Raw genomic sequence first — 24,333 nt, 5'->3', positions numbered from 1 at the left:
CGCGGATGACGCCGAGTGGTCCCGAGCCCGCACCGCCCGGCCGTACGCGCAGAGCGGACGCCTCACGCAACGCCGCGCTGCTGCTCGCCGCCGCGCGCGAGCTCATCGACAGTTCAGGGCCCGACGTCGCGTTGGACGAGGTGGCGCGGCGCGCCGGCGTCGGCAACGCGACCCTGTATCGGCACTTCCCCACTCGGGCCGAGCTGCTCGTCGCCGTGTACGCGGACGAGGTGGCGGAGTTGTGCCGCCAGGGCGCCGACCTGCTGGCGGATCCGTCTCCGGCCGACGCGCTCTTCTCCTGGCTCGACGCGTTCGTCGTGCACGTCGCGACGAAGCGGCCGCTCGCCCTCGCGGCCACGGAAGGCCCCACCGGCCGTCGTAGCGCGTTGTTCGACCAGTGGCACACGTCGATCCACACCACCGCGTCGGGCCTGCTGGAGCGGGCACAGGCCGCCGGTGCCGTACGTCCCGGACTCACCGTGACCGACCTGCTGGCCCTCGTCGGCGGCGCGGCGCTCACCGGAACCGACGTGGCCCACGCCCGGCGGCTCACCGCGCTCCTGCGCGGCGGCTTGGAGACCGGCGCCTGAGGGCGACGCCGTGTGCCGGATGCCCCGATCCGGCACACGGCGTGCGGTCAGCTCCAGGTCGCGCCCTTGAGCACTTTCGACAGTCCCGGCGTGTTCCAGACGTCGATGATCAGGATCTTGGACGAGGGCAGGAACCACTCCCGCGCGGTGAAGCTCTTCGTCCGGCGGCCGCCGTTGTTCGTCACGCACTCGTTGGGCCAGGCGGCGTACTTCGCCTTGTGACCCTTGCCGATCTGGAACAGGCCTCTCGATCCGGCCTTGTCGCCGGGGTTCCAGGCGGTCGTGGAATCGAACGGGCAGGGCACCGGGGCGCTGAAGGGATACCACTGGTACTTGCCCGTATAGGTGAAGGAGCCGCCCCCGACCGGCACGTCGGTGAACTCCTTGGGGCCGAGCACCCAGAACGACCGGCAGTTCGCGGCGAACGCGTCCGGCCGCTTGCACGCGCCGGTCGTCACCACGACCTCGTCCCCCTTGCGGTGCACCTTCCAGCTCGCGGGGATCCTCAGGTTCATCCCGCGGAAGGAGAAGGTCCTGGAACCCGAAGCGGACGAGCCGGAGAGAGCCGTGGTCAGGGCCTCTGCGGAGGCCACGGCGGGAGCGGCGAGGACGGTCAGCCCCGCGAGTGCGGCCACGGCGACAGATCGTTTCGTCATGGCGCGAAGCTAGCGATCTCCACTTGAGAACGACTGAGGGTTCGGTTGCGTCCCGGGCGACCAGGATGGGTCTGGCAAAAAGTGATATCACTTTGCTAGTGTCGTGCTAGACACCGAGGAGAAGACATGACAGACCTGCAGATCGCCGTCGACATGCCGGCCCCCCAGACCAACGAACGGACGGCACGAGCGGCCTCGGGGTGGCCGATGCTGATCCTGGCCCTGCTGGGCCTGCTGGGCTCGGTCGCGCTGGTCGTGATCGGAGCCCGCCTCGCGGACGGCGGCAGCGGCGGCGCCGGAGCCGCCCTGATCGCCGCCGGGGTGCTGCTCTTCCTGGCGGCCCTCGTCGTCCTGACCGGGCTCACCGCGGTCGCTCCCGGCGAGGCGCGGGTGATCCAGCTGCTCGGCCGCTACGTGGGCACGGTCCGTACGCCCGGGCTCCGGTTCGTGGTGCCCTTCACGCAGAAGCGCCGGGTGTCCACCCGGATCCGCAACCACGAGACCGACGTCACCAAGGTCAACGACGCCGACGGCAACCCGATCGAGATGGCCGCCGTGGTGGTGTGGCAGGTCGAGGACACGGCGAAGGCCGTCTTCGAAGTCGACGACTTCGTGGAGTTCGTGGCCTTCCAGACCGAGACCGCGGTCCGTCACATCGCCGGCAGCTACCCGTACGACGGGCACGACGACATGCTGTCCCTGCGGCAGAACGCGGACGAGATCACCGGCCGCCTGTCGGCCGAGATCCAGGCCCGGGTGGCGTCGGCGGGAGTCAAGGTCATCGAGTCGCGCATCACCCGCCTGGCGTACGCTCCCGAGATCGCACAGGCCATGCTGCGCCGCCAGCAGGCCGGAGCGGTCGTCGCGGCCCGCCAGCGGATCGTGGACGGAGCCGTCGGCATGGTCGAGGCCGCCCTGGCCCGCCTGGACGAGCACGACGTGATCGAACTCGACGAGGAGCGCAAGGCCACCATGGTCAGCAACCTGCTCGTCGTCCTGTGCGGCGACCGCGACGTGCAGCCCGTGGTGAACACCGGCTCCCTGTACCACTAGCCGTGGCGACCGAGAGAAAGAGCATCCTGCTGCGGCTGGACCCCGCGGTGCACGACGCGCTGGCCCGCTGGGCCGGCGACGAACTACGCAGCACCAACGCCCAGATCGAGTTCCTGCTGCGCCGGGCGCTGTCAGAGGCGGGGCGGCTCCCGGGCGACGCCGGTCGCATCCCCCGGCGCGGCAGGCCCGCCAAGAAGGAGACCCCGCCTCCCGAGGCTCCCACCGCCGATCCGCCCGACGACTGAGAGGAAGGCAGCCCCGTGGACGTCCCCGGCTCCCTGACGGCCCGGCTCTACCTGCTGGCCTACGACCCCCGCAAGGAGCGGGTGGTGACGAACCACCGCTTCCCCTACCTGCTCCGCGCGGCCGCGCTCACCGACCTGCTGCTCGCCGGCCGGATCGCCGACGACGGCGGCAAGGTGCGCGTGGTGTCGGAGGACCCGCTCGCCGATCCGGTCCTCGACGGCCTGCTGCACCAGATCGCCCGGTCAGGGCCCCGGCCGTGGCGGCACTGGATCAGCAAGGACGGCCGCGCGACGGTCCGGGCGGTCCGCGACGAACTGGAGACGGGGCGCTGGGTCAGGGTCGAGCTGCGCCGGCCGTTCCTCATCTTCAACAGGAGCCACGTCCGCGTACGCGACACGCGCGTGGTGAAACGACTCGCGACGCAGGTCGCCGCCGCCCTCACCGGCCCGGTCGCCCGGGTCGGCGACCGGGAGGCGGCCCTCGTCGGCCTGGCCGCCGCGGGAGAGCTCGGGACGATCCTCCCGCGCGCCAGACGACGGGCGCACAAGCAGCGCATCGCCCTGCTGGCCGAACGCGGCGGCCCGGCGGCGCCGGCCCTCCGCAAGGTCATCCAGCAGGCCCGCGCCGCGAGCGGCGGCTGACCTCGGGACAGCCCCGCGCCCGCACCGCCTTCCGTTCACCTGCCGCAGGTGCGGAGCATGTTGAGCAGGGCGACCTTCTCCGCACGGGTCACCAGGAGCCGGTAGTGGTACTTCACGGTGATCCACGAGGTCGCGTAGCGGCACCAGTACGCACGGCGCGGCGGACGCCAGCTCTGCGGTCCCTGGCCTCCCTTGGCCATGTTGGCGGAGTGGCTCACCACAACGAGCTCGGGACGGCTGAGGTCGTTGGCGAACGCCCGCCGCTTCGCCTGGCTCCATCTCTTGGCGCCGGAGCGCCAGGCGTACGCCAGGGGAACGACGTGGTCGACGTCGATCTGCTTCACACTCTTCAGCACCTTGCCGTCGTACGGGCTGTGCCAGACGCCCTTCACGGCCTGGCACGCCCCGTTCCTCCGTACGCCCCGGCCCTGGCGGGTGAGCACCACCTCCCGCGCGTCGCACTCCCCCTTGTGGTGCGCCCAGCGCGGCTGGAACCGCCGATGGCTGTAACCGCGAAGCGACAACGGCTTGGCGACCTTCAGCTGCGCCAGCATGCGGCGGGCCGGCGCCCCGGCATCGGCCGCGGCCTGCGGGGCGATCGCGACAGCGGTGATCGGGAGGACCGCGAGGGACAGTACGGCGACCTGGAAAGTGCGGCTTATGGAGATCATGATTCCAGCCATACCAGTCCATCCCCACTGCGCGTGACGATATGCGGGCGCAGGGCGATCCGCGGGCGGGAATGTCCGGCGATCTCGGGTGGTTGCAAGGCGCGGAAGTTGAAGATTCAATTAGGAGGGCGGCCATGCCCGCTGTCACCGCCGACACCCTGACGCTGCCACGAGTCGCCGCACCGGATCCGGCCGACGCAACCCCACGCCCCGTTCGCTCGGTGACGACCGCGCCCAGCGGGTTCGAGGGTGAGGGCTTCCCCGTACGGCGCGCGTTCGCCGGAGTGCCACAGTCCGCGCTGGACCCGTTCATCCACATGGACCAGATGGGCGAGGTCGAGTACGCACCCGGCGAGCCGAAAGGCACGCCGTGGCATCCGCACCGCGGCTTCGAGACCGTCACCTACATCATCGACGGCGTCTTCGAGCACCAGGACTCCAACGGTGGCGGCGGCACCATCACCAACGGCGACACCCAGTGGATGACCGCCGGGTCCGGCCTGCTGCACATCGAGAAGCCGCCGGAGCACCTGGTGGTCTCGGGCGGGCTCTTCCACGGCATCCAGCTGTGGGTGAACCTTCCTCGCGCGCACAAGTTCCACCTGCCCCGCTACCAGGACATCCGGGGGCGGGAGGCGGCGCTGCTCGCCTCGGCCGACGGCGGCGCGCTGCTGCGGGTGATCGCCGGGGAGCTGGACGGGCACGCCGGGCCGGGCGTCACGTTCACCCCGATCACGATGGTGCACGCGACCGTCAGCCCCGGGGCCCGGCTCGACCTGCCGTGGAACCCGGAGTTCAACGCCCTCGCCTACGTCCTGGCCGGTCAGGGATCCGTGGGCGCCGAGCGGCGGCCGGTCCGCAAGGGGCAGCTCGCGGTCTTCGGGGCGGGCGGGTCGCTGACCCTCGCGGCGGACACCGCCCAGCCCCAGGCCGAGCCCAACCTGGAGGTGCTGCTGCTCGGCGGGCAGCCGATCCGCGAGCCGGTCGTGCACTACGGGCCGTTCGTGATGAACACCCGCGCCGAGATCATCCAGGCGATGGAGGACTACCAGGCGGGCCGCCTGGGCGTCGTCCCCGCCGAGCGGGTTCCGCACGCCGACGGACCCCTGACCGCGACGGACTGACACGCCCGCCGAAAGGCCGGCCGAGGAGCGCGCCTGCCCGCCGCCCGGCCGGCCTCACGCGGCTGCGCCACGATTTCCGCCGGTCACTCCGTCGCGAGCCCCGCGCTGACCGTACGCAGCGCCTCGAGGAGATCGCGGGCCGACGGAGCCTGCTCCGGATCGACGAGCCACTGGGCCGCCATCCCGCCGAGCAGTGCCTGGTAGAACGCGCCGACAGCCATCGCCCTGCGTTCGTCCGCGGCCGGATCCAGGTGTTCGAAGATCGCCGCCAGGCCCAGCCTCGCCTGCCGGTTGGCGGTCGCGAACGCCTCGCGCAGCTCCGGGAGCCGGTCCATCTGGGCGATGAGCTCGAACTGGATGGCCCACAACGGTCTCATCCTGGCGAAGGACTCGATGATGCGCGCCCAGGTCGCCTCGAATCGCTGCGCGGGTGCGCCGTCGAGCGACGCGTCGGCGGCGAGAGTCTGCTCGATCTCCTTTCCCCATTCCTCCATCGCCTCGATGAGGGCCGCGTCGAGCAGGGCCTTCGTCGATCTGAAGTGATAGCCGATGGCGGCGAGGCTCGTGCCGGCGGCCGCCGCGATGTCACGCGCGGTGGTGCCGGAGTATCCCTTCTCCATCAGGCACCGCTTGGCGCCCGCGAGCAGATCTTCCCGGTTTCCCATGCTCAGAGCCTAGCCCATGCCAGCACAAATGTCTTGGACAATCGTGCTAGACAGATGATTGAGACGCTTGTACAGTTCACGGCATGGCGAACATCTTGGTCTCCGGCGGAAGCGTCGCCGGGCTGACGCTGGCTTTCTGGCTCCGCGAGCACGGCTTCGCGGTGACCGTCGCGGAACGCGCGCCCTCGCTGCGGGACGGCGGCTACAAGATCGACATTCGGGGGGCGGCACTCGACGTCGTCGCCCGCATGGGCCTGCTGGACGAGGTGCGGCGGCACAGCACCGACATGCAGGTCGCACGCTTCGTCGACGCACGCGGCAGGCAGATCGGCACGATGAGCGCGCAGCTGTTCGGCGGCCGCGAGGGCGACGACGTCGAGATCATGCGTGGCGACCTCACCCGGCTCCTGCACGCGGCGACCGGAGACGGCGTCGAGTACGTCTTCGACGACTCCGTCACCGCCCTGCGGGAGACCCCCGACGGCGTGCACGTCACCTTCGCGAACGGCTCCCCGCGTACGTTCGACCTGGTGGTGGGCGCCGACGGCCTGCACTCCACCGTGCGCGGGCTGGCCTTCGGCGAGGAGTCGCGGTTCGTCCACGACCTCGGGCACTACATCTCGATCTTCACGGTGCCGAACCATCTCCACCTGGACCGTACGGAGATGATGCATCCGGCCCCGGGCAGGAGCGCCGGGATGTACAGCACCGGGCGCGGCGAGGACGCCAAGGCGATGTTCCTGTTCTCCTCGCCGCCGCTGGAGTACGACCGGCGGGACCCCGCGCAGCAGAAGAAGCTCCTCGCCGACGTCTTCTCCGGCCAGGGCTGGGAGGTCCCGCGCATCCTCGACGCCATGGGGGACGCCCCGGACTTCTACCTGGACTCGATCAGCCAGGTGCGCATGGACCGCTGGTCGTCGGGCCGGGTGGCGCTCGTGGGCGACGCCGCCTACGCGGCCTCACCCGCGTCCGGTCAGGGCACCAGCCTGGCCCTGGTCGGCGCCTACGTTCTCGCGGGCTGCCTCGCCGAGGCGGTGGGCGACCACGCCGCGGGGTTCGCCGCCTACGAGCGCGAGATGCGGCACTTCGTGGAGGAGAACCAGAAGCTCGCCGCGGGCAACCTCAAGGGCATGGTGCTGAAGTCCGCGGCACAGATCCGGTTCCAGATGCTGATGTTGCGGCTGATGCCGCATCTGCCGGGCAAGAACCGCATGATCGAGCGGGTCACCGAGCCCATCCGCACGGCCGCGACCGCGATCACGATCAGGGATTACCGCACGCCGGCCTCGTAGCCGCGCACCGTGGGCGGCGGTGGAGTTCGAGAACCGGCAACATTTCGGGGTTATCCGGCATCTCACCCCGTATGAGATTGCGTACGGTTCTCGCGACAGTTCTCCTGACCGCCGTTCCGCTGAGCGGACAGCCCGCGGCGGCCGCCACGCCGGTCACGATCGCGTACGCACAGCGAACGCAGACCTGGGAACTGGTGCTCACCAACGGAGACGTGGTGAAGGTGCCCGAAGCGCTCGCCGTCGCGCCCCGCGACGCGGTCAACGCCGGGGCCCGGACGGCGTTCCTGGTCAGCGGGGACGGCCGGCACTTCTTCTATTTCCGCAAGTCGGACGGGCGGTTCGCCGAGCGGACTCTGCACGGCAAGGAAAGAGTGATCCGGAGCATCGAGGCGTACACGACCGGCGAGGAGTGGCCGTCGGTGTCGGACGACGGCAGTTTCGTGGTCACCGGGACCTCGGCGCCGGGGCTGGGGGTCCTGGTGGACGTGCGGAAAGGCAAGACGTTGCCGCAGCCCGGAGGGACGGACGAGTGGAGCTTCTCGGGCTTCAGCCCGGACAGCAAGCGGCTGCTGATGCAAGGGGTGCTGGGGGGCCGGGTGACGGTGTTCGACCGAGGGCTGCGCACCCGGCTGCGGTCGAAGACGCGGCTGTCGCCGGTGGCCCTGGCGAACGACTACGTGACGGCCGCGGCGCCTGTCGGTTCGTGGCCCAAGTCTCGCAAGCTGCGCCTGGTCAACCTGCGTACCGGCAAGGCGAGCGGCACCATCACCGTGCGGTTGCCCCGGGGACAGTACGTCGACGACCTCGACTTCGACAAGGCGGGACGCCTGATCGTCCGGTCGAAGACCAAGACGGGCGTGGCGATCTACCGGGTCTCGAAGACGACCGGCAAGGCGACGTTGCTCCGGACGATCACCAGGCCCGACGTGAAGGTCTGGGTGCTCCCCGGGGACGACGAATACGAGCCGTGGACGGAGAAGCAGTGAGTCCGGCCCCTGCCGTCGGCGACATGTGAACGGCTCCCCTCCGTCAGACGTCGTACTGGTGAGCGGAAGGGGAAGCATCGTGCGTACCGTACTCGTCTCGGCCATGACGGCGCTCGGGCTGGCGTGCCTGCCGCCCGTGGCGGCCCACGGCGTGACCCGGCAGGGCGGCCAGGCCGGAGAGAGCGCGCCGGAGTGGCGGCTGACCAGGGTGAACACGCTGCCCGGGGACGACGTACTCAACGACGTGACGGCCCTGGGCAACGGGTCGGTGTGGGCGGCCGGACACCGGGTCGTGAACGGCAGGCAGCGCGGCCTGGTCGAGTGGTTCGACGGCGGATCGTGGAAGGTGATCCCCGGCAGTCCGCCGTACGAACTGACGGCCGTGACGGCCGGCTCGAACAGGGACGTGTGGGTCTTCGGCCCGGGGAAGGCCGCTCGGTGGAACGGCCGCGGGTGGACCACCGCCTCGCTCGGCAGCGGCTTCTCCGCGACGGACGCCGACGGAACGGGCGCGAAGGACGTCTGGGCGGTCGCCGAGTCCTCGGCCTCGGCCCGGCACTGGACCGGGTCCTCGTGGAAGAGCGTGCGGCTACCGGCCCGCGCCGCCGCCGTCGACGCGTACAAGGCCGGTGACGTCTGGGCGGCGGGGGCCAAGGGCGATCGTCCCGCGATCATGCGGTGGAACGGAAGGTCCTGGGCGCTGGTGCCCACACCCGCGATCAAGCTTCCCGCGCCCGACGCCACCGCGGTCCTCAACGACATCGCCGTCGTGAGCCCCGGCAACGTGTGGGCCGTCGGCGGCGTCACCTGGGAGGGCGCCGACGACGAGGGTGACGACGTGACCTACAGCCGCACCCTGGTCATGCGCTGGAACGGCCGTTCATGGACCGCCTCGGTCGGTACGGCGAACGCCCAGCCGTACACGGAGGTGGAGCCCGACGGCAAGGGCGGCATGTGGGTCGTGCAGGGCAACTGGAACTCCACCTTGTGGCACGTCATGGGTTCGGCCTGGCGGAGCACCCCGCTCCCTCGCAAGGCCGGCACCGACGCCGCGCTGTTCTCGATCGCGCGCAGGCCCGGGACGGCGACGCTCTGGGGTGCGGGATTCACCGTGCCGCAGGGCGACCCCGACGATCCCTCGGCCAACGGCACTTTCTGGCGTACGCGCTGACCGGCTGGAATCGCCACATCGTGCACCGGTAGGAGTGGCCGAAGGCGGAGAGGTGAGCATGCGGCGGAGCGAGTCCCCCATCGCGCGGGGCGTCCTGACGCTGACTCTCGCGGCCGCCGCCTTCGGCTCGGCGTGTTCGGCCGGGTCCCGGACCACACCACCGCAGGCGCGGGCAGGTCTTCCCACCCCGTCGGCCGCCTTCCGTCCCGCCACGACCGCCTATCCGGGAGCGGAATGGCGTCGCATCAGCCCGGATGACGCCGGTTTCGATCGCGCCGGGTTGGAGAAGATCGCTCTCGATGCCGGGAGAAGAGGCGCGAACTGCCTGGTCGTGATCCGGCACGGGCGACTCGTGGCCGACTGGTACTGGAACGACGCCGACACGACCACCAGCCAGGAGGTTTTCTCCGCGACCAAGTCCTACGCCGGCACCCTGGTCGGCATCGCCGAAGCGGAGGGCAGGCTTTCCATCGATGACAAGGTGTCTGAGTACGTCCCCGAGTGGGCCGGCACCCCCTCCGCAGACGTCACGATCAAGGACATCCTGAGCAACGTCTCCGGCCGGCACTGGGATTTCGACACCGACTACCGCCGCCTCGTCCGGGCGGCCGATCGCACGGGCTTCGCCGTCGGCCTCGCCCAGGACGCGGCCCCCGGGGACGTCTGGGCATACAACAACTCCGCCATCCAGACGCTCGATGCCGTGCTCACGAAGGCGACCGGGCAGAGTCCTGCGGCGTACGTGCAGGAGAGACTTTTCGGCCCCATCGGCATGAGCCGCTCGAGGATGACCCTTGATGGAGCCGGCAACACCAACATGTTCTCCGGCCTGAACTCCACCTGCGAGGACATGGCCCGCTTCGGCTACCTCTTCCTACGGGAAGGAAACTGGCAGGGGAAGCAGATCGTCCCCCGGCGGTGGGTCGAGGCGGCGACCGGCCGGCCGTCGCAGAAGTTGAACGCCGCGTACGGCTACCTGTGGTGGGTGAACGCCCGCGGTCCCGTCGTCGACCCGCTGAAGCCCAGCACGAGAGAGCGGAGTTCCGCCGCGCCGCGCCGGCGCCTGGTCGACGGCGCACCTCACGACATGTACTGGGCACTGGGTTTCGGTGGTCAGGTCATCCAGGTCGATCCCGGCTCGGACACGGTCGTCGTACGGCTCGGACGGAATGTCCCGGGAGACCGATACGGGCCTGCCGAAACCGCCGAAGTGGTGACCACGGCCCTCGTGAAGCCGTAGGGGGACCACCGCCGCGGGAGCCCGGGCGCTCGACGGCCGGATCGGGGAGTCATACCAACTGGTGCAGAGCGGCGATGACCTCACCGCGCACGACTCAGTCTCCGCGAGCCGTTCGCGGGCTGTGCGCGCGTGCGTTGACGGCCCGGAAGACACATGACGCATGTGACGAGCATCACACACGTCAGCATGCGGACGCTCCTTGACCTGCAGTTATGTGCTTTTGATCCTTTTTACGTGATCCTTACCTTTTTGGGGCCTTTGCGACTTTATGGGGCAACTTGGTAGTTTCCTTGCCCAACGACGGGGTCCCTGTGACGCCGCCGTTATGAACCCGGCCAGGCCGTGTTCGAAAACGACCATCCACTGTCACCGTCGCCACGTCCTCTCCGCCCCCCTGGGCGGCGGTGATGCCGAATCCGTGCAGCAAGGAGGCCCGGAGCCGGGGAACCAATCGACCTTCGACGAAGGTCTGGGGTGAATCGGCGCGTCAGCGCCGTAGGGCGACTTCCCCGCCCGAATCCGTCAGCTAACCCGGTAGGCACAAGCGGAAGACCCTAGGGAGAGATCCCCTGTCCACCAACTCCACCACTCTGCTCCGCATTGCCTGCGTCACGATCAGTAGCGCGGCACTCACCGCCTCCGCAGGAGCTTTGAGCGCGCTTCCCGCGGCCGCCGCGTCGGGGGCGGTGGCAGCCCCACCGGCGGCCTCGACGGTCATTCCACCCGAGCCCCCCGCTACGGTGACCACCCCGGACAACGGCGAGGTCCCCGCGGCGTCCACGGCGGACGACTCCGCGAACACGAAGCTCACCAAGTCGGCCCTCCAGCAGGAGAAGGCCGAGCACGCCATCAAGGTGGCGAAGAAGCACCTCGGCGATCCGTACGTATGGGGCGCCACGGGCCCACGGGCGTTCGACTGCTCCGGGCTCGTCCAATTCGCCTGGCGCAAGGCCGGCGTCAAGCTCCCGCGTACGACATGGTCGATGCTCGATGCCGTCAAGAAGAGGGTCTCCCTGGCGCATCTCAAGCCCGGCGACCTCATCTTCACCAGCGGCGGCGGCCACGTGGGCATGTACATCGGGCACAAGAAGGTGATCAGCGCCCCGCACAGCGGCGCGGTGGTCAGCGTCGACAAGCTCAACGGTTACTGGAGGAGCAGCTTCCTCACCGCCGTACGCCCCGGGGTCTGACCGCGGGGCCACGGAGAAATCCTCGGCGGAGATGTCTCCGGCGCACGCCGCCGCCCGGGGCATCTCCGCCGATCGGACTACGCGCCGTCCGCGATGAGGCGCCGGAGCAGGATCAGCAGGGTCCCGCGGTCCGTGTCCGACAAGGCGGTGTAGCACCTGGCGAGCACCTCGTCGGCGACCTTGTGCCCGGTTTGCAGGACCTGCTCGCCGGAAGGGGTGAGATGGTGCTCGATGCGCCGGCCGCGCCCGGGCCGGCGCTCGATCCATCCCTGGGCGACCAGCCGACCGGCGAGGGTCCCGAAGGCCTGCTCGGTCTGGAAGGTGGCCGCGGCCAGTTCCCGGGCCGACGCCCCGGGAGAGCGGCTGATCGCCCGGAGGGCGTCCCACTGGGCCAGCGTCGCGCCGATCGCCGACAGCCCGCTCTCCAGGGCCCGGTGCTGCCGATACTGAGCCTGCTTGACGGCTCGTCCGAGTTCTTGCAGATCGCCGTGCACGGCACAAGTTTAGTACGAGACTAAGCTAGTTTAAATAAACATCTTTAGTTACGCTGTGCCCATGACCACGATCCTGCTCTACGACGATCTGTCCCTCACCGTGTCGGAGGCCGGAACCGGCCGACCGGCCCTGATCCTGCACGGCGGCGGCGGCCCCGGCACGGTCGCCGGGCTCGCCCGGCACCTTCATCGGACGACACACGCCATCACGCCTGTGCACCCCGGCTGGGACGGCACGCCCCGCCCTCCATGGCTCACCGGCATAGACGACCTCGCCCTGGCCTACCTGCACTGCCTGCATCGGCTCGCACTGCGCGACGTCCTCGTCGTCGGCTCCTCCCTAGGCGGCTGGATCGCCGCCGAGATGGCCGTACGCGACACCGCGGGGATCATCACCGGCCTGGTGCTGATCGACGCCGTCGGCGTGCACGTCCCCGGCGAGCCGATCCGCGACTTCTTCTCCCTCGACGCCCGCGGCGTCGCCGAGTACGCCTGGCACGACTCGCAGCGGTTCTACGTCGATCCGGCCGATGTCCCCGCCGACCAACTCACGCGCCGGGCGGCCGACATGGCCACCATGCGCACGCTGGCGGGCGACCCCTACATGCACGACCCCAAACTGCTCCGCCGGTTGAGGCACGTCGACGTCCCCGCTCTCCTGCTGTGGGGAGAGAGCGACCGGATCGTCACGCCCGCCTACGGCGCCGCCTACGCCGAGGCCTTCGGGAGCGGCCGGCTGGAGGTGATCCCGGAGGCCGGACACCTGCCGCACATCGAACAGCCGGCAGCCACCTTCGCCGCGATCGACCACTATCTGCACGCAGCCGCGCCCGGTTCCCCGGCGATCGCGGCGGGCACCGGCGAGTAGTGGCGATCGCGCCTTGAAGGGCACTGCCGAAAGGGAGCGCTGCGCTTCAGACCGTGCCCGGCGGGGGCGGGACCCTGCGGGCGGAGGCCGCGAGCCGGTCCGCGAGCGCGACGACGAGACCGCGGAGCTCGTCCGGACGCTCGATGACGAACGGCCGATCGAGCGACGCGAGCACCGGAGGCAGCCAGTCGAGCCGCTCCGCCCGCACCTCGACCCGGAGCCAGCCCTCGGTCTCGGGATCCGCGCCTTCCGCGGACGGGGACTCCTCCACGGTCGCGACGCCGGCGGGAAGCCGGGCGCGGATCTGCTCGGCCGTTCCCTGGATCCGCAGGACCACTTCATGCCGATACCGAGCCTTGGCGAACCCCGACAGGACGTGCTGCGCCGGATCGAGCCCGGCGGGCGGCTCGAACGAACCGGGCAGGGTCCTCGCATCCGCGATGCGATCCAGCCGGAAGGTGCGATCCTCGCCGATCTCGGGATCCGCACCCGTGACGTACCACCGGCCCGAATGGGCGACGAGCCCGTACGGATGCAGCGTGCGTTCGCTGCGCCGGCCGTCGGCGGCGGTGTACCTGATCGAGATCGGCCGGTGATGGCGCACCGCATCGGCGACGGAGAGCAGGACCGCGGTCTCCGGGGCGGCGAACTCGCCGGGCGGAGCCGTGAAAGCGAGGGATTCGAGCACGGTGTCGAGCCTGCGGGCGAGCCGCTCGGGCAAGACCCGCCGGATCTTGGCCGCCGCCGTCTCACTCGCCGTACCCGTCGTCGTCGTCAACCCTGACCGGCGACCGGCGACCAGGCCGAGCAGCACGGCGAGCGCTTCGTCGTCACTCAGCATGAGCGGAGGCATGCGGTATCCGGGGGCGAGCCGGTATCCGCCGTAGCGGCCGCGCACGGATTCGACGGGCACGTCGAGGTCGATCAGATGATCCACGTACCGCCGCACGGTGCGCTCGTCGACGCCGAGCCGGTCTGCGAGCTCGGCCATGGTCCGAATGCCGCCCGACTGCAGGAGCTCCAGCAGGGTGAGCACGCGATGAGTAGGTCGAGCCACGTCACACAATCTAGTGAAGATACTGGGCGGTTTCTGTCCGGTATTCGTCCTAGTGTGCCGCGGGAGGACAACCTCACGAACCAGGGAGATCACCATGGACTTCGTATCGATCCGCATCATCACGGCCGATGTCGCACGCCTCGTCGACTTCTACGAGCGAGCCACGGGAGCGCGGGCCAGTTGGTCCAGTGAGGACTTCGCCGAGCTCAGGACCGCCTCCGCCACGCTCGCGATCGGCAGCACCCGCACCGTCCCGCTCTTCGCCCCCGGCGCCGCCCAGCCGGCCGACAACCGCAGCGTGATCATCGAGTTCCTCGTCGACGACGTGGACGGCGTGCATCAGAACCTGGTCGGCTCCGTCGAGGAGTTCGTCCAAGAGCCCACGACGATGCCCTGGGGCAACCGGTCGCTCCTGTTCCGCGACCCGGACGGCAACCTCGTCAACTTCTTCACCCCTGTCAGCCCGGCCGCCATCGAGAAGTTCGCCCGCTGACGGCGCGACACCGCGCCCCCGGGCAGGAGCTCCGGAACCCCGGCGTCGGCGCCCGGGGACGTCAGGTCGTGACGCTCCTGCGGGGCAGATCGGCCGTCCACTCCACGTCCTGCCACCAGCGCCAGGTGTTCGGGCTGGTCTTCCGGCGCAGATACGGCAACGGCGGCTCGGGGCGTCGACGATGAAAATTACATCCCGGCGTCAACGGCAGCCGTGGCTTCTTTCCTGGTCAGAACTGAAGGAATGGACGGTTACCGGCGAAGGACGTCCGAGGGCAAGGCGAAATCCTTGACAGATCTCATGACTTCATATTTGCTCCGCTTCGCCACCACCTCCAGTCGCCCGGCAGAAAGGAGCACTTGGCCGCCCCCGTCACTGTTAGCGCTAACATGGCCGCATCACCAGAAGCGCCATGCCGACGCTGACGGGCATCTGAACTCGCCATGCTCTTCTGCAGCAGGGAAGAGGCGAGCATGCGCGCGCGCCGATGATGCGGGTCCGACTGACGGTGGGCTCACTTAGCGTTCGAATCCGTCCGGGGAGGCCGCTCGGCCGGCATGCGTATGCCGACTGCGCACGCTCCACCGGATGAAGGAAAAACACCTGGCTTCCCAATCGACGCATGTCGATTTTCGAACGGCAAAGGGAGTTACGTGAAGTTGCGACAGAGATCCATCTATACCGCCATCGCGGCCGCCGCGCTTCTCGTCCTGACCACGGGACGTATGGCACTGAGCGACAGCCTCGGCGCGACCACGCCGTCCTCGGCCGGCGCCGTCGCAGCGGCAACCGCCGGATGTGGCAAGGCCCCGACGCTGAGAAGCGGTTCACAGACCATCACGACCAGCGGCAAGAATCGCACCTGGATTCTGAGGATTCCCGACAACTACGACAACAACCACCCCTACCGGTTGATCTTCGCGTACCACTGGTTGAACGGCACCGCCCAGATCGTCGACACGGGCGGATCTGACGGAGCCGTCTGGTCCTACTACGGGCTCAAGCAACTTTCCAACAACAGCACGATCTTCATCGCACCCCAGGGCATCAACAACGGCTGGGGCAACACCAATGGTGAAGACCTGACCTTCACCGACGACGTGCTGAAGCGCGTCGAGAGCGATCTCTGTGTCGACACGACGCAGCGCTTCGCCATGGGGTGGAGCTACGGCGGCTCGATGAGCTTCGCGGTCGCGTGCGCCCGGCCGACGGTCTTCCGCGCGGTCGCGGTCTACTCCGGCGCGCAGCTCAGCGGGTGCAACGGCGGCACCCAGCCCGTCGCGTACATGGGAATCCACGGCACCCATGACTCAGTGCTCAACATCTCCAACGGGCGGTCGCTGCGGGACAGGTTCGTCGCGAACAACGGCTGCACCCCCATGACCCCGCGGGAGCCCGCGCAGGGCAGCCTGACGCACATCATCACCGCCTACTCGGGGTGCCGGGCCGGATACCCGGTCGTCTGGGCCGCGTTCGACGGGGACCACACCCCCTCTCCGAACGACGGGTCCACCTCTACCAGCGGTGCCAGGACCTGGACCTCGGCAGAGGTGTGGAAGTTCTTCACCCAGTTCCAGTCCGGTCCGTCGACGTCTCCTTCTCCCTCACCTTCGCCTTCCGCTTCCCCGTCCCCGTCCGCGTCACCGTCCCCGTCGTCGTCGCCTTCTCCGTCACCGTCGCCCAGCGGCGGATCGGGCGCCTGCCGCGTCAGCGCAACCGTGAACGCCTGGAACAACGGGCTGACGGAGAACCTCACGATCACGAACACCGGCTCTTCCACCATCAACGGCTGGTCACTGGCCTTCACGCTTCCCGGCGGCCAGACCATCACCAACGGATGGAACGCCACCTACTCCCCCACCAGCGGACAGGTCACGGCGACAAACGTGAGCTACAACGGCACGCTGGCGCCCGGAGCCTCCACTGAGATCGGCTTCCAGGCCACGCACACCGGCAACGCCGCCAAGCCCACCGCGTTCACCCTCAACGGGAGCCCCTGCGTCATCGCCTGATCGACAACGATCACCCGGGGGTGGCGCCCGACCGGACTCCACCCCCGGCCCTCCCCGGCATGGGCGTCACATCGCAGAAGGTTTGCGATCAGGTCACCAAGGCAGCCGAACGGCCTCACGCTGACTAGCCTCACCGGCATGCCCCTTGCCTCGATTCCCAGCCCTTCCCAAGGGGTCTGGTATCTCGGGTTCATCCCGATCCGGGCCTACGCATTGTGCTTCATCCTCGCGATCGTCTTCGGCACCTGGCTCAGCGAGCGCCGCTGGCGCGCCCGCGGCGGCGAGAAGGGCGCGATCAGCGACATCGCGGTCCCCGCAGTGATCTTCGGCCTGATCGGCGCACGCCTCTACCACGTCATCACCGACTGGCAGACCTACTTCGGCCCGCGCGCGATCAAGGAGCCCTACCAGGCGTTGTTCATCTGGGAAGGCGGGCTCAGCATCTGGGGCGCGGTCGCCCTGGGAGGCGTGGGCGTGTGGCTGGCCTGCCGCCGCCGGGGGCTGTCTCTGCGCGCCGTGGCCGACACGGTCGCGCCCGGCATCGCGTTCGGGCAGGCCATCGCCCGCTGGGGCAACTGGTTCAACCAGGAGCTGTACGGCGGTCCGACCACCTTGCCGTGGGGACTGGAGATCGACCAGGCGCATGGCGGCGAGCCAGGCGTGCTCTACCACCCGACGTACCTGTACGAGTCGCTGTGGGACGCGGCACTCGGTTTCGGGCTGATCCTGGCCGGCAGGCGGTTCACGCTGCGCCACGGCCGCCTGTTCGCCCTCTACGTCGCCGGCTACACGTTCGGGCGGTTCTGGATCGAGGGGCTGCGAATCGACCCGGTGGGCGGAGTGGACCACGCGGTGACGCTCCTGGGGCTGCGGATCAACCAGTGGACCTCGATCGTGCTGTTCGCCGGCGCGCTGGTCTATCTGTGGGCGACTCGTGACAAGGGCACCGAACAGCTCGCAGTGCCGGCCTCGACGCACAAGGCCTCGTACGAGGAGAACGGCGGACAATCCTCCGATCCGATCGAGCGCACCTGACGAACGCGCTGGTGCCGTCGCCCCCTCACGACCGCCCGGTCGCGGGAACGACCACAGAGGTGGCGGCCTCCCGCAGGGTGAGTTCGAGAACCGGCGCGATCGTCCCGCCGAAGGCGGCCCTCGCCTCGGCAGGCCCGGCCTGCCAGGGATCCGATCCTCCGTTGGAACGGTAGTTCAGGAAGCTCACGACCTTCAGGTCGGGCAGGACCAGCCAGGCGTACGCCTGGTCGGGCTCTTCCGCGGGGTTGCGCAGCACGAGCCCCGAGCCGTTGAGCGGCCTGTAGGGCCCGGTGAGGCTGGGGGCGACGAAGCCGTAGAGCCCCGTGGGTGCGCTCCCCGGCGGGTGGAACGAGTGCCGGTGTGTGGAGAAGAAGAGGTAGTACGACGACCGGTGCACCACGACGTGCGGCCGCTCGATCTCGTGGTTGACTCCGTCGGCCACGAGGAGGGGCGGCCGCAGCGACCAGCCGTCCGGTGTCGCGGCCGCGAGGGCCACCGCACCCATGAAGGCGTGGTCCGCGTCGCCGGACGGGGCGACGGACGCCGCGACCAGCAGATACTCGCGCCCGTCGGCGGGGTCGCGGAACCAGCCGGGATCGCGGAACGCCTTGATCCGCCCGGGTCCTCCCTCGATGTCGTCGGCCGGCAGATACGTCACGCCGTCCGAGCGGAGGACCTCCCGATGCTCGGCGGCCTGATCCAGCAGGACCCGGCCTCCCTCGGTCAGCAGCCGGGCGCGGGCCTCGACGACGGTCTGGGCGAACGTCGGGCGGGCCTCCCCTCGCCGGCCCGCGGCCGTGTAGAACACCGACACCGTGCCGTCCGGTCTGCGGACCGCCGACCCCGACCATTCCCGGCTGCCCGGCGAGGCTCCGTCGGCGAAGGCGTGACCGAGGTCGGTCCAGCCGTCGCCGGCCCTGGCGAGCAGCCGGAGGCGGGCGCGGTCGTGACGCTCCTCGGGGTGGCCCAGGGCGGGCGAGGAAAGCGCCATCCACAACTCGCGGCCCCGCACCACGGACGTCGAGCCGTCCTCCTCCTGAATCGGCCACAGATCCCAGACGTCGTGGTGAGGCAGCACGCGCGGCGGCGCCGGAAGGCCGATGACCGGTGCCGTCGTCGCCGCACCGCCGGCCGGCGCGGCGAGGTGCCGCCGCGTCCAGCGCGCGGGCTCGCCGTTCACGCGGTCCCCCCGTCACGTCGCCGTCCGCCGGCGAGCCCCTCGTACGCGCCGGACCGGGTCTCCGGTCCGGGCATGCCCTCTCGCCGCCCCCAAGGAGCCATTCGAAGAACCTCCAACTCAATCGCGCGGGGCGTTTCCCGGCGCGTCACAGAAAGCGGGTCGATTCGGCGCTCGCCACGCGCGCCAGTTCCACGGCTCCGACCACTCCCGAGTGGTCGCCGAGGGAGGGGCCGGTGACGTACTCCTCCATGGCCGCGGGGCCGGTGGGCAACGGCGCCCCCGGGTAGCCGGCGGCGAGGGTGAGCAGCCGCGCCCGCACCGCCGGAAGCAGCGCGGGGTGCCTGGCGACGCCCCCGCCCACGACGATCCGCTCGGGCGACAGCGCGTAGGTCAGGTTCATGACGGCGAGGGCGACGTACTCGGCCTCGAGTTCCCAGGCCGACGGGTCGTCCAGGCGCTCGGCGGGACGTCCCCATCGCCGACGCATCGCCTCACCCGACGCGAGCCCCTCCAGGCAGTCGCCGTGGAAGGGACAGCTCCCCGCGAACGGGTCCCTGACCGGGTCGTGGGGGATGCGGATGTGGCCGAACTCAGGGTGCAGGAGTCCGTGCACCAGCCCGTCGTTCACCACCGCCCCCACGCCGACGCCCGTGCCCACGGTCATGTACGCGAACGTGCCGAGCCCCGCGCCCGCTCCTCGCCGCCATTCCCCCAGCGCAGCGGCGTTGACGTCCGTGTCCAGGCGGACGGGTACGCCCAGCGCGGCGCGCAGAGGGGAGACGACGTCGACGTTCGCCCAGCCCGGCTTGGGCGTGGCCAGGATGCGGCCGTACGTCGGCGAGCCAGGTCGCACATCCACCGGGCCGAAGGTGCCGATGCCGAGCGCGGCGAGCGGCCGATGGTCGCCGAAGAACCGCACCGCGGCGCGGATGGTCGTCTCCGGCGTGCTCGTGGGGATCACTTCGGTCGAGAGGAGGCCTCCCCCGGCGTCGGCGACCGCGCACACCCACTTCGTCCCGCCCGCTTCGATCCCCCCGTAGAACGGGGCGGCTCCGTCCATGCGCGTCACCCCTTCAGGGAGCCCTGGAGCAGAGCCGTGACGAAACGGCGCTGGAAGATGAGGAAGATCACGAGCGTGGGGGTCAGGATCAGCAGCGACCCCGCGCAGAGCAGTGGCATGTTGGTTCCCCACTGCCCCTGGAAGGCACCGAGGGCCCCGGACATCGTCCGCTTCAACGGGTCGTCGACGAGGACGATCGCCAGGAGGAACTGGTTCCAGGTCCACAGGAACAGCAGGATGGCCAGGGACGACAGCGCCGGCATGGCCAGCGGGACGTGGATGCGCCAGAAGAGCTGCCACACGTTCGCACCGTCCATCCGCGCGCTCTCGGACAGTTCGTCGGGCATGTTGACGAAGTGCGCCCGCATCCAGAAGACCGCGAACGGCATGAACAGCCCGATGAGCGGCAGGATGATGGCCCACCGGGTGTTCAGCAGCCCCATGTCGCGCACCTGGTAGTACAGCGGCGTGATGATGCCCTCGAACGGCAGCGTCAACCCGAGCACGAACGCGAGGAACACCAGATTCCGTCCCGCCATCCGCAGGTGACCGATGGCGAAACCCGCCAGCGTCCCGAGGAGCAGCGAGACGGGAACCACGCCGAGGACGATGAGCGTGCTCGATTTCACCAGCTCGATCATCCGCGCGGCCTGAAACGCCTTGACGAAGTTGCCCCACTGCGGATCGCGCGGCCACTCCAGGCCGGAGGGGTAGCTGCCGGACGGGTGCAGGGCGGTGACGAACAGGCTGAGGAACGGCATGAGCGTGACCGCCATCAGCAGGACGAGCAGCAGCCTTCCGGTCCACGTCTCCCGGCGTCCGACGATCATGAGGACTTGTCCTTGGTGAGCCACTGGATGGGAAGGGCGACGAGGAGGACGAGCACCATGAGCACGACGGCCAGTGCGGACGCCATGCCCACCTGCCGCTCGGAGAAGGCCAGGTAGTAGATCTCCAGCCCGGGGACCATGGTCGCGTTGCCCGGTCCGCCCTGAGTGGAGACGTAGACGATGTCGAAGCTCGCCAGAGCCGCGATCACGGTCACCGTGACGCAGACGCCGATCTCCTGCCGCAGGCTTGGCACGGTGATCGAGACGAACTCGCGCAGCGGCCCCGCTCCGTCCATCCGGGCGGCCTCGTACAGCGCCGGGTCGATCTTGCTCATGCCGGACAGGAGAAGGATCGTGCACAGGCCGAGCAGCACCCACGCCCCGATCACGCCGACCGCCGGCAGGGCCGTGGAGAAGTCGCCCAGCCACGCGCGTGCCACGCCGCCGAGCCCGGCGTACGTGAGCAACTGGTTGACCAGTCCGGTCGACGACATCAGCCAGCTCCAGGCGATGCCGGCGGCGACGAGCGGGATGACCTGCGGCAGGAACAGAACCGTCCGCGCCACCAGCGCGAGCCGGCTCGTGGCGATCCGGCGGATCGTCGAGGCGATCGCCAGACCCAGCACGACCGGGATCACGCTGAAGAAGACGATCAGCTTGACCGCGTTGAGGATGGAGGCGAACAGGTCGGGGTCGGTGAACACCCTGACGTAGTTGCCCAGTCCGGTCCAGGTGGACGGGCCGATGCCGTCCCAGCGGTACATCGAGTACTGGACGGTGAGCGCGATCGGGCGCAGTACGAAGACCGCGTAGACGCCGAGTGCCGGAGCCACGAAGAGCCAGCCGACCCAACTCGGCGTGCGGAGCCCCGCCGCGCGGGCGGAGCTCCGCTTCCTCGTCACGGCTGCCGGCCCGGGGCGGGTCGCGGGGGAATCGACCGCGCTGTCGGGAGTCGGCCGTGTCATCGGTGCTCAGCTCCCCCCGACCTGGGTCGTGTAGTCGCTCTGCACCGACTTCAGCAGCCCCTCGGGGTTCTGCTGCCCGGCGACCAGCTTCTGCAACTGGGGGGTCCAGCTCTTGGCGTAGATCGCGCCGGTGGCGTTGGCGATGAAGTCCATCGCGCCGTTGTCCTCGGCGATCTTCGCCCCGGCCGCCAGGGTGCTCGCCGTGACCGTGTCCTTCGCCACCTCCGGCATGGGGGCGTCCGCCGGGCCCATCGGGTGCGACCCGCCGACCTTCACGCCGATCTCACGCGCCTTCGGGTCGGTCGCCACCCAGTTGAGGAAGTACGCCGCGCAGTCGGCGTTCTTCGCCCTGGAGCTGATCCCGAAGGTGAGGGGTGCCGACATCGCGGCCTGCTTGCCGCCCTGCTCCACCGGCGGCATCAGGAAGAAGCCCACGTCGCCCGGCATCTGCTTGTCGAGGTTCCCCGACTCCCAGTCGCCGTTGAACATGAACAGGCCCTCGCCCTTGATGAAGCGGCTCATCATCGTCGCGTAGTCGACGGCGTTGACGTCCTTCCAGAAGTACCCGGCCTTGATCCACTTCTCCAGGTGACGCGTCGCCTGCAGGTTGGAGGGGGTGTCGATCGTGGCGCCCGGCTTCTGGTAGATCCAGTCGTTGATCGGCCCCGAGGGACCGTACGCGGCCATGAGGTCCTGCAGCGGGAAGGCGAGACCGCCGGTGGCTCCGCCGTTGAACTGGGCGATCGGGGGGATGCCGGCGCTCTTGGCCTTCGCGAGCGCGTCGTCCAGTTCGGCCAGGGTGGCGGGCGGGGACGACATGCCGATCTTGGCGGCGAGCTTCTTGTTGTAGAACACGCCGGTCATGCTGAAGTTCAGCCCCATGGCGTACAGCGACCCCTCGCCGCGGGTCTTCCCACCGGGGGCCATGCGCATCTGTTCCAGCTGGGAGGCCGGCCAGGAATCCCAGCCGAACGCCTTCGCGTAGCCGTCGAGGTTTTTCAGCAGGTTGTTCTTCACCAGCTCCGATACCTGGGGAAGCCGCATCAGGTCCGGCGGATCGTCGGCGAGGACGCGCGGCGCGTTCTGCGTGATCACCGCGAACTGGTCCTCCCGGATGTTCCATTTCACGTTCGGGTGCTGCTTGGAGAACTCGGTGCTGAGCTCCTTCGGCAGGGGGAAGCCGGTCTCGATATAGGCGTTGAGCGTGACCGGTGCCGTACCGCAGGCCGGCGCGGCCGCCAGGGACGCGCTGGTGGCCTCCGGCTGAGGGGCGTCGCCGCCGGGCGCCCCGCAGCCCGCCAGCGTCCCTCCCACCACGACCGTGAGCACGGCCCCGCTCCAGCGAATTCGACGCGACATCTGCGTCTCCTTGATTGCTCGGGGACTCGCCGGTACGCACCGGACGCCCCAGGACTCAGGTTTGCTAAATCGGATTAGCAGTGCGATAGTCTCATCACACGTGTCGCGGGGTGTCAACCCCCACATCGCAGGAGGTCACCCGGTGAGCCCACGACGGGTCACGCTGGCGGATGTAGCCAAGATCGCCGGCGTCTCGCCGACCACCGCGTCGCTCGCGTTGTCCGGGCGCGGCCGGGAGTTGCGCATCTCTCAGGATGTCGAGCAGCGCGTCCTCAAGGCCGCGGCCGAGTTGCAGTACCGGCCGAACATCGTATCCGTAGGCCTGCGAACTGGGACAACTCGGACTATCGGCTTTGTTTCCGACACGGTCGCCACGTCGCGGCTCGCCGGCGACATGATCAAGGGAGCACTCGAGGCCGCGCGGGAGCGCGGCTTCATGCTGTTCATCGGTGAGACGGAGGGGGACGCCGAACTCGAGCGGCTCCTGCTGCAGGCCATGCACGACCGACAGGTGGACGGGATCATCCTGGCCGCGATGTACACGAGAACCATCAAGGTGCCGAAGGCCATGACCGTCGCCCCCGCCGTCCTGCTCAACGCGCTCCCCAAACAGCCGTCACCGCTGCCCTCGGTCATCCCCGACGAGATCGAGGCCGGACGCGTCGCCGCGAGGGCTCTGCTCGACGCCGGCCATCGCGAGGGCATCCACCTGATCGGCGCCGGCCCCGGACGGCGCAACGTCCCGGCGGGCGGAAGTGTCGCGGCCGTCGAACGGCTCATCGGCATTCGCGAGGTGCTCGCGGAGGCGGGGGTCAAGCCGGCGGGCGGCCACGTCTGCCCTGACTGGCAACCGGAGTACGGCCTCGCCGCGACCCGTGCCCTGCTGCAGAAGGAGCGCCCGCGGGCGTTGATCTGCTTCAACGACCGGCTCGCCCTGGGCGCCTACCAGGCACTTGACGACTTCGGGCTCAAGGTGCCCGCCGACGTCTCCGTCGTGTCCTTCGACGACCACCCCATCGCCTCGTGGATGCGCCCCCAGCTGACGACGGTGGCCCTCCCCCATTACGAGCTCGGGCGCAAGGCCGTCGACGTGCTGTTCACGGAGATCGGCCGTGACCGTGAGGACGACGGCGGGGAGGGCGAGGTGCATCGCGTGCCGATGCCCATCCGCCTCCGGCAGTCGGTCGCGTCGCCGGGCACCTGACCGCACGGTGTAGATCAAGCGATCCGCGGGTCGATCCGGCACCGGCTCCTTCGGAGGCGGTCGCTCGACGCGCATGTGATCGGCCGGCGCGCCTAAGCGTTCGCTGACCCGGCCAGGTTGCACTGCCTCTCCGCATGACCGCGGCGGGCTCGGCCTTGCGCCAAGCCCGCCGCTTCAACTCGATTCGGTCCTGATCGCGCTCCCTGACAGGGCTTCTACGTCAGGAACGCCCGAGCCGGACCCGCGTCATG

Annotated in this window: 25 protein-coding genes and 1 riboswitch; of the genes, 15 read left to right on the top strand and 10 right to left on the bottom strand. The window is 69.7% G+C overall.

Translation table 11 applies throughout. The features are described 5' to 3' along the window. Positions 1-5 precede the first annotated feature (5 nt). Positions 6-590 (top strand): TetR/AcrR family transcriptional regulator, encoded by a 585-nt coding sequence (locus Msi02_RS16140; protein ID WP_204049112.1) that lies wholly within the window; start codon positions 6-8, stop codon positions 588-590. A gap of 47 nt (positions 591-637) precedes the next feature. Here the strand turns inward: Msi02_RS16140 and Msi02_RS16135 are convergent, their stop codons facing one another. Further along, positions 638-1,246 carry a hypothetical protein gene (locus Msi02_RS16135; RefSeq protein ID WP_204049111.1) on the bottom strand — a complete coding sequence of 203 codons (609 nt, stop codon included), beginning with the start codon at positions 1,244-1,246 and terminating at the stop codon, positions 638-640. Positions 1,247-1,372: 126 nt separating this feature from the next. On the opposite strand from Msi02_RS16135, the gene Msi02_RS16130 reads away from it, so the two are divergent. Genes Msi02_RS16130 through Msi02_RS16120 form a run of 3 tightly spaced genes read left to right on the top strand, consistent with a single transcriptional unit; the run spans position 1,373 to position 3,186 of the window. Continuing rightward, a complete protein-coding gene (locus Msi02_RS16130) occupies positions 1,373-2,299 on the top strand; it encodes an SPFH domain-containing protein (RefSeq protein ID WP_204049110.1) in 927 nt (308 codons plus the stop codon). Positions 2,300-2,301: 2 nt separating this feature from the next. Next, entirely contained in the window at positions 2,302-2,544 is a 243-nt protein-coding gene (locus Msi02_RS16125; RefSeq protein ID WP_193205764.1) for a type II toxin-antitoxin system antitoxin, read from the top strand. Between the two features lie 15 nt (positions 2,545-2,559). Continuing rightward, the gene (locus Msi02_RS16120) at positions 2,560-3,186 is read left to right on the top strand and encodes a GOLPH3/VPS74 family protein (RefSeq protein WP_204049109.1); all 627 of its coding nucleotides are present in this window, start codon (positions 2,560-2,562) and stop codon (positions 3,184-3,186) included. Positions 3,187-3,221: 35 nt separating this feature from the next. Here the strand turns inward: Msi02_RS16120 and Msi02_RS16115 are convergent, their stop codons facing one another. Further along, a complete protein-coding gene (locus tag Msi02_RS16115) occupies positions 3,222-3,857 on the bottom strand; it encodes an HNH endonuclease family protein (protein ID WP_204049108.1) in 636 nt (211 codons plus the stop codon). A 134-nt stretch (positions 3,858-3,991) separates the two neighbouring features. Between Msi02_RS16115 and Msi02_RS16110 the strand changes: the two genes are divergently transcribed. Next, a complete protein-coding gene (locus tag Msi02_RS16110; protein ID WP_204049107.1) occupies positions 3,992-4,981 on the top strand; it encodes a pirin family protein in 990 nt (329 codons plus the stop codon). 83 nt (positions 4,982-5,064) lie between these two features. Here Msi02_RS16110 and Msi02_RS16105 read toward each other — a convergent pair whose 3' ends face one another. Next, a complete protein-coding gene (locus Msi02_RS16105) occupies positions 5,065-5,646 on the bottom strand; it encodes a TetR family transcriptional regulator (protein ID WP_204049106.1) in 582 nt (193 codons plus the stop codon). Between the two features lie 83 nt (positions 5,647-5,729). On the opposite strand from Msi02_RS16105, the gene Msi02_RS16100 reads away from it, so the two are divergent. The 5 genes from Msi02_RS16100 to Msi02_RS16080 all read left to right on the top strand — a co-directional run bounded on the left by Msi02_RS16100 (position 5,730) and on the right by Msi02_RS16080 (position 11,525). Next, on the top strand, positions 5,730-6,938 hold the full coding sequence (locus Msi02_RS16100) for an FAD-dependent monooxygenase (protein WP_204049105.1): 1,209 nt from the start codon (positions 5,730-5,732) through the stop codon (positions 6,936-6,938). A gap of 71 nt (positions 6,939-7,009) precedes the next feature. Next, the gene (locus Msi02_RS16095) at positions 7,010-7,924 is read left to right on the top strand and encodes a WD40 repeat domain-containing protein (protein ID WP_204049104.1); all 915 of its coding nucleotides are present in this window, start codon (positions 7,010-7,012) and stop codon (positions 7,922-7,924) included. A 79-nt stretch (positions 7,925-8,003) separates the two neighbouring features. Beyond that, complete coding sequence (locus Msi02_RS16090; protein ID WP_204049103.1) at positions 8,004-9,095, top strand: hypothetical protein; 1,092 nt, start codon at positions 8,004-8,006, stop codon at positions 9,093-9,095. Between the two features lie 58 nt (positions 9,096-9,153). Continuing rightward, entirely contained in the window at positions 9,154-10,335 is a 1,182-nt protein-coding gene (locus Msi02_RS16085) for a serine hydrolase domain-containing protein (protein WP_239108468.1), read from the top strand. 398 nt (positions 10,336-10,733) lie between these two features. Next, a riboswitch (cyclic di-AMP (ydaO/yuaA leader) is annotated at positions 10,734-10,891 on the top strand. Positions 10,892-11,075: 184 nt separating this feature from the next. Continuing rightward, entirely contained in the window at positions 11,076-11,525 is a 450-nt protein-coding gene (locus Msi02_RS16080) for a C40 family peptidase (RefSeq protein ID WP_239108449.1), read from the top strand. 77 nt (positions 11,526-11,602) lie between these two features. On the opposite strand, the gene Msi02_RS16075 is transcribed toward Msi02_RS16080, so the two are convergent. Then, positions 11,603-12,019 carry a MarR family winged helix-turn-helix transcriptional regulator gene (locus tag Msi02_RS16075; protein ID WP_204049101.1) on the bottom strand — a complete coding sequence of 139 codons (417 nt, stop codon included), beginning with the start codon at positions 12,017-12,019 and terminating at the stop codon, positions 11,603-11,605. 61 nt (positions 12,020-12,080) lie between these two features. Here Msi02_RS16075 and Msi02_RS16070 point away from each other — a divergent pair, with 61 nt between their 5' ends. Then, positions 12,081-12,887 (top strand): alpha/beta fold hydrolase, encoded by an 807-nt coding sequence (locus Msi02_RS16070; protein WP_204049100.1) that lies wholly within the window; start codon positions 12,081-12,083, stop codon positions 12,885-12,887. A gap of 46 nt (positions 12,888-12,933) precedes the next feature. Here Msi02_RS16070 and Msi02_RS16065 read toward each other — a convergent pair whose 3' ends face one another. Further along, positions 12,934-13,944 carry a helix-turn-helix transcriptional regulator gene (locus Msi02_RS16065; protein ID WP_204049099.1) on the bottom strand — a complete coding sequence of 337 codons (1,011 nt, stop codon included), beginning with the start codon at positions 13,942-13,944 and terminating at the stop codon, positions 12,934-12,936. Positions 13,945-14,038: 94 nt separating this feature from the next. Here Msi02_RS16065 and Msi02_RS16060 point away from each other — a divergent pair, with 94 nt between their 5' ends. The 3 genes from Msi02_RS16060 to lgt all read left to right on the top strand — a co-directional run bounded on the left by Msi02_RS16060 (position 14,039) and on the right by lgt (position 17,484). After that, positions 14,039-14,437 carry a VOC family protein gene (locus tag Msi02_RS16060; RefSeq protein ID WP_204049098.1) on the top strand — a complete coding sequence of 133 codons (399 nt, stop codon included), beginning with the start codon at positions 14,039-14,041 and terminating at the stop codon, positions 14,435-14,437. Positions 14,438-15,090: 653 nt separating this feature from the next. Further along, entirely contained in the window at positions 15,091-16,449 is a 1,359-nt protein-coding gene (locus Msi02_RS44795; protein ID WP_239108448.1) for a CE1 family esterase, read from the top strand. A 138-nt stretch (positions 16,450-16,587) separates the two neighbouring features. After that, positions 16,588-17,484, top strand: a complete 897-nt coding sequence (gene lgt / locus Msi02_RS16045; RefSeq protein WP_204049097.1) for a prolipoprotein diacylglyceryl transferase — start codon at positions 16,588-16,590, stop codon at positions 17,482-17,484. Positions 17,485-17,509: 25 nt separating this feature from the next. Here the strand turns inward: lgt and Msi02_RS16040 are convergent, their stop codons facing one another. From Msi02_RS16040 to Msi02_RS16020, 5 genes are all read right to left on the bottom strand, one after another. After that, entirely contained in the window at positions 17,510-18,664 is a 1,155-nt protein-coding gene (locus Msi02_RS16040) for a glycoside hydrolase family 68 protein (protein WP_204049096.1), read from the bottom strand. A 145-nt stretch (positions 18,665-18,809) separates the two neighbouring features. Next, positions 18,810-19,724: an ROK family protein gene (locus Msi02_RS16035; RefSeq protein WP_204049095.1), complete on the bottom strand. Its 915-nt coding sequence runs from the start codon at positions 19,722-19,724 to the stop codon at positions 18,810-18,812. Between the two features lie 5 nt (positions 19,725-19,729). Then, positions 19,730-20,554 (bottom strand): carbohydrate ABC transporter permease, encoded by an 825-nt coding sequence (locus tag Msi02_RS16030; protein WP_204049094.1) that lies wholly within the window; start codon positions 20,552-20,554, stop codon positions 19,730-19,732. Beyond that, a complete protein-coding gene (locus tag Msi02_RS16025) occupies positions 20,551-21,519 on the bottom strand; it encodes a carbohydrate ABC transporter permease (protein ID WP_204049093.1) in 969 nt (322 codons plus the stop codon). The genes Msi02_RS16030 and Msi02_RS16025 overlap by 4 nt, the downstream gene beginning before the upstream one ends. Positions 21,520-21,525: 6 nt before the next feature. Further along, a complete protein-coding gene (locus tag Msi02_RS16020) occupies positions 21,526-22,878 on the bottom strand; it encodes an ABC transporter substrate-binding protein (protein WP_204049092.1) in 1,353 nt (450 codons plus the stop codon). Positions 22,879-23,020: 142 nt separating this feature from the next. On the opposite strand from Msi02_RS16020, the gene Msi02_RS16015 reads away from it, so the two are divergent. Next, the gene (locus Msi02_RS16015) at positions 23,021-24,082 is read left to right on the top strand and encodes a LacI family DNA-binding transcriptional regulator (RefSeq protein WP_204049091.1); all 1,062 of its coding nucleotides are present in this window, start codon (positions 23,021-23,023) and stop codon (positions 24,080-24,082) included. Positions 24,083-24,333 lie beyond the last annotated feature (251 nt).

The organism is Microbispora siamensis, from assembly GCF_016863095.1.
In the GTDB taxonomy this organism is placed as follows: Bacteria; Actinomycetota; Actinomycetes; order Streptosporangiales; family Streptosporangiaceae; genus Microbispora; species Microbispora siamensis.
This window is presented reverse-complemented; position numbering and strand designations above follow the sequence as displayed.

What these genes read in the sequence shown, in the direction of transcription:
- Msi02_RS16140 (WP_204049112.1), top strand. Translation starts at nt 6, where the DNA reads ATGACGCCGAGTGGTCCCGAGCCCGCACCGCCCGGCCGTACGCGCAGA.
- Msi02_RS16135 (WP_204049111.1), bottom strand. Translation starts at nt 1,246, where the DNA reads ATGACGAAACGATCTGTCGCCGTGGCCGCACTCGCGGGGCTGACCGTC.
- Msi02_RS16130 (WP_204049110.1), top strand. Translation starts at nt 1,373, where the DNA reads ATGACAGACCTGCAGATCGCCGTCGACATGCCGGCCCCCCAGACCAAC.
- Msi02_RS16115 (WP_204049108.1), bottom strand. Translation starts at nt 3,857, where the DNA reads ATGATCTCCATAAGCCGCACTTTCCAGGTCGCCGTACTGTCCCTCGCG.
- Msi02_RS16110 (WP_204049107.1), top strand. Translation starts at nt 3,992, where the DNA reads ATGCCCGCTGTCACCGCCGACACCCTGACGCTGCCACGAGTCGCCGCA.
- Msi02_RS16105 (WP_204049106.1), bottom strand. Translation starts at nt 5,646, where the DNA reads ATGGGAAACCGGGAAGATCTGCTCGCGGGCGCCAAGCGGTGCCTGATG.
- Msi02_RS16100 (WP_204049105.1), top strand. Translation starts at nt 5,730, where the DNA reads ATGGCGAACATCTTGGTCTCCGGCGGAAGCGTCGCCGGGCTGACGCTG.
- Msi02_RS16095 (WP_204049104.1), top strand. Translation starts at nt 7,010, where the DNA reads ATGAGATTGCGTACGGTTCTCGCGACAGTTCTCCTGACCGCCGTTCCG.
- Msi02_RS16085 (WP_239108468.1), top strand. Translation starts at nt 9,154, where the DNA reads ATGCGGCGGAGCGAGTCCCCCATCGCGCGGGGCGTCCTGACGCTGACT.
- Msi02_RS16070 (WP_204049100.1), top strand. Translation starts at nt 12,081, where the DNA reads ATGACCACGATCCTGCTCTACGACGATCTGTCCCTCACCGTGTCGGAG.
- Msi02_RS16060 (WP_204049098.1), top strand. Translation starts at nt 14,039, where the DNA reads ATGGACTTCGTATCGATCCGCATCATCACGGCCGATGTCGCACGCCTC.
- lgt (WP_204049097.1), top strand. Translation starts at nt 16,588, where the DNA reads ATGCCCCTTGCCTCGATTCCCAGCCCTTCCCAAGGGGTCTGGTATCTC.
- Msi02_RS16035 (WP_204049095.1), bottom strand. Translation starts at nt 19,724, where the DNA reads ATGGACGGAGCCGCCCCGTTCTACGGGGGGATCGAAGCGGGCGGGACG.
- Msi02_RS16030 (WP_204049094.1), bottom strand. Translation starts at nt 20,554, where the DNA reads ATGATCGTCGGACGCCGGGAGACGTGGACCGGAAGGCTGCTGCTCGTC.
- Msi02_RS16025 (WP_204049093.1), bottom strand. Translation starts at nt 21,519, where the DNA reads ATGACACGGCCGACTCCCGACAGCGCGGTCGATTCCCCCGCGACCCGC.
- Msi02_RS16020 (WP_204049092.1), bottom strand. Translation starts at nt 22,878, where the DNA reads ATGTCGCGTCGAATTCGCTGGAGCGGGGCCGTGCTCACGGTCGTGGTG.